Raw genomic sequence first — 2790 nt, forward strand, 5'->3', positions numbered from 1 at the left:
GGGGTTGCGGAGGCGGCTGACGCTATTCACCCGTACGGCGGTTGCAGTTCAACGGGGAGAACATCTGACCTGCTAGGCCCCCGCTGGTATGGAAAACAGACGAAGGTGAGTAAAAAGCCTGTAGGAGTCGCGCATTCCGTGATTCGGTGACTGATGTACCCGGACTTCACGTGGGCGCGAGCCGGCGGCAGGCAGCATCCCTGCCCCCTTCGGGGTCCTGTTCCAGGGGGCCGAGCCGGTCTGCCCTCACTGCGTTGCGGAGCCGACCCATGCTCACCGATCTCAAGACCCCGTACACCGACACCCGCGCCGGTGACCTCGCCTGGGCGCTCGGGCGCGACCCCATGCCGGCCCTGGCGAAGCTGGACCTCGAACTCGAGGGAACAGCGGTCCAGCTGAGACTTCTCGGCGCTTCACACCAGGTGCTGCTCGCGGACGAGGGCGGCATCTTCTGCTCGGAGACCGTGGCGTGCATCCCCGGCAGCAGGACACCGCTGCCGCTGGGGGTGTCGAAGCGGATGGACGACTGGGAGTACGCGTTCGCGGCGCGTGTCGAGACGCTCTCCGACGGCTCCTTCGCGGGGCGCGCCCAGGAGTTGCTCGCACTCGTCGCGGACCACCCGCACGGGCTGGCCGGCACCTTCCCCGGCAGCCCGAACGCCTTCACCGCCCTGCTGGTCCAGCGGCGCGGCCGCCAGACGCACTGGCGGACCTGGCACGCGTACCCGCAGGAGCGGCGGCTCGTCGTGACCCACACCAGGGTGGGGGCGCGCGTGCGGGAACCGGAGCGGGTGGGCGTGTGACCCCGGCGCGACCCGTTCGGGGCGTACGCGGGTGCGCGCCGCAGGCTCCCGCTCCGCCGTGCGCCCCTGGCGCGCTCCACGCCCCCTCCGGGGCGTACACGCCGCACACAGGATCAAGGGGTGTCGGTTCGTGCGCATGTGCGGTTCATTGCACCTGTGTGGGTGACAAGCCTCGCGGGAGGCGTCCCGTAGCGTTCCCGGCATGATCGAAATGCCCGCTTCCGTACCGGCGGGGGCGTCGGGGCCCGCGCCGCCGCGGCAGGAGCCGCCACGGGCCCCGTCACAGGCGCCACCGCAGGAGCAGGCGCAGGCGCGGGAGCAGGAGCGGCAGCAGGAACTCGCACGGCTGCCCGTGCCGCCCGGGATCGGGCGCTTCCTCGTCCTCGCCGCGGTCTTCGTCTGCGCCGCCTGCGGTCTCGTCTACGAACTCGAACTCGTCGCCCTCGGCTCCCATCTGGCCGGCGACTCCGTCACCCACACCTCCGTCGTGCTGTCGGTGATGGTCTTCGCCATGGGCCTGGGATCGCTGCTCGCCAAGCGGCTGCGCACCCGCGCCGCGGCCGGGTTCGGGATCGTCGAGGCACTGCTGGCGCTGGTCGGCGGAGGCTCGGCGATGGCGCTGTACGCCTACTTCGCCTGGGTCGGTGGCTCGGTGGCGGTGCTGATCGGCTTCTCACTGGTCATCGGGGTTCTCATCGGCGCCGAGATGCCGCTGCTGATGACCCTCATCCAGCGGATCCGGAAACAGGACGCCGGCGGCGCGGTCGCCGATCTGTTCGCCGCGGACTACGTGGGCGCCCTCGTCGGCGGGCTCGCCTTCCCCTTCCTGCTCCTCCCGCTGATGGGCCCGCTCCCCGGAGCCCTGGTGGTCGGTACGGTGAACGCCGTCGCGGGCGGCGTGCTGGTGCTGTGGCTGTTCCGCGGCGACCTGTCACCCCGCTCGCGCCGCGCCCTGCTGCTCGTCAACGCACTGGTGGTGGCCCTGCTGGTCACCGGGGTCGCCGTCGTCGACTCCTTCGAGCGGGCCGCCCGCCGGGCGGTGTACGGCGGCGAGGTGCGGACGGTGCGGAACACCGCCGTACAGGAGATCGTGCTCACCGAGGGCGTCCGGCACTCCGGCGGGAGCGAGCCTGCCGGTTTCGGGATGTTCCTCGACGGCCGGCTGCGGGTGTGCGGCGGGGACGAGCGGCGCTACCACGAGGCTCTGGTCCATCCCGCGATGGCGGCGGGCCCGCACGGCAGGGTGCTGGTCCTGGGCGGCGGCGACGGACTGGCCCTGCGCGAGGTGCTGCGCCACCCGGGGGTGGAGTCGGCGACGGTGGTGGAACTCGACCCCGGCGTGGTGGAGCTGGCCCGCACCGATCCGGTGCTGGGCCGCCTCAACCGCCGTTCGCTGGACGACCCGCGGGTGCGGGTGGAGACGGGGGACGCCTTCGACTGGCTGCGCTCCTGGCCGGACTCCGGCCGGCCGGCGTACGACGTGATCGTCTCGGATCTGCCCGACCCCGGCGCCTCGGACAGCTCCCGGCTGTACTCGCAGGAGTTCTTCGGGCTGGCCGCGCGGGCGCTGTCGGAGCGGGGGCGGCTGGCGGTGCACGCGGGACCGGCCGGGGAACGCCCCCGCACGTACTGGACGGTGGAGACCACACTGCGGACCGCGGGCCTGCGCACCGCCCCCTACACGGTGGACGGGCGGCTGTCCGGCCTCACCGCCGGCTCCGGCCGTCCGCAGCGGCGCGAGGGTACGGCCGCGGAGGGTCGGGAAGGGCCCGGCGACAGGCCCGGCGACTGGGGCTTCGTGCTGGCGGCGCACGGCGCTCCGCCGCCGCTCGCCCTCGAACCGGGCGGTCCGGCCCCGCACGCCTTCGGCGCGGCGGATCTGCGCCGCGCCGCGGCCCGTGCGGAGCAGAACCGTATCGCCGGCCTGCGGCCCTCCACCCTGACACACCCCCGCTACCGGGACTGAGGGACGCGTCCGGGCGGGAGG

2 protein-coding genes are annotated in these 2790 nt (G+C 73.5%); both read left to right on the forward strand.

Annotated elements, in window-relative coordinates; translation table 11 throughout:
- Positions 1–269: 269 nt before the first annotated feature.
- The gene (locus L7D48_RS27880; RefSeq protein ID WP_237883729.1) at positions 270–803 is read left to right on the forward strand and encodes a DUF2617 family protein; all 534 of its coding nucleotides are present in this window, start codon (positions 270–272) and stop codon (positions 801–803) included.
- A 202-nt stretch (positions 804–1005) separates the two neighbouring features.
- Positions 1006–2769 carry a polyamine aminopropyltransferase gene (locus tag L7D48_RS27885; protein WP_237883731.1) on the forward strand — a complete coding sequence of 588 codons (1764 nt, stop codon included), beginning with the start codon at positions 1006–1008 and terminating at the stop codon, positions 2767–2769.
- Positions 2770–2790: the final 21 nt, after the last annotated feature.

This window comes from Streptomyces sp. ICN903, from assembly GCF_022015835.1.
GTDB lineage: Bacteria > Actinomycetota > Actinomycetes > Streptomycetales > Streptomycetaceae > Streptomyces > Streptomyces fenghuangensis.

Excerpts from the sequence above, each read along its gene's own strand:
- L7D48_RS27880 (WP_237883729.1), top strand. The coding sequence starts at position 270 with ATGCTCACCGATCTCAAGACCCCGTACACCGACACCCGCGCCGGTGAC.
- L7D48_RS27885 (WP_237883731.1), top strand. The coding sequence starts at position 1,006 with ATGATCGAAATGCCCGCTTCCGTACCGGCGGGGGCGTCGGGGCCCGCG.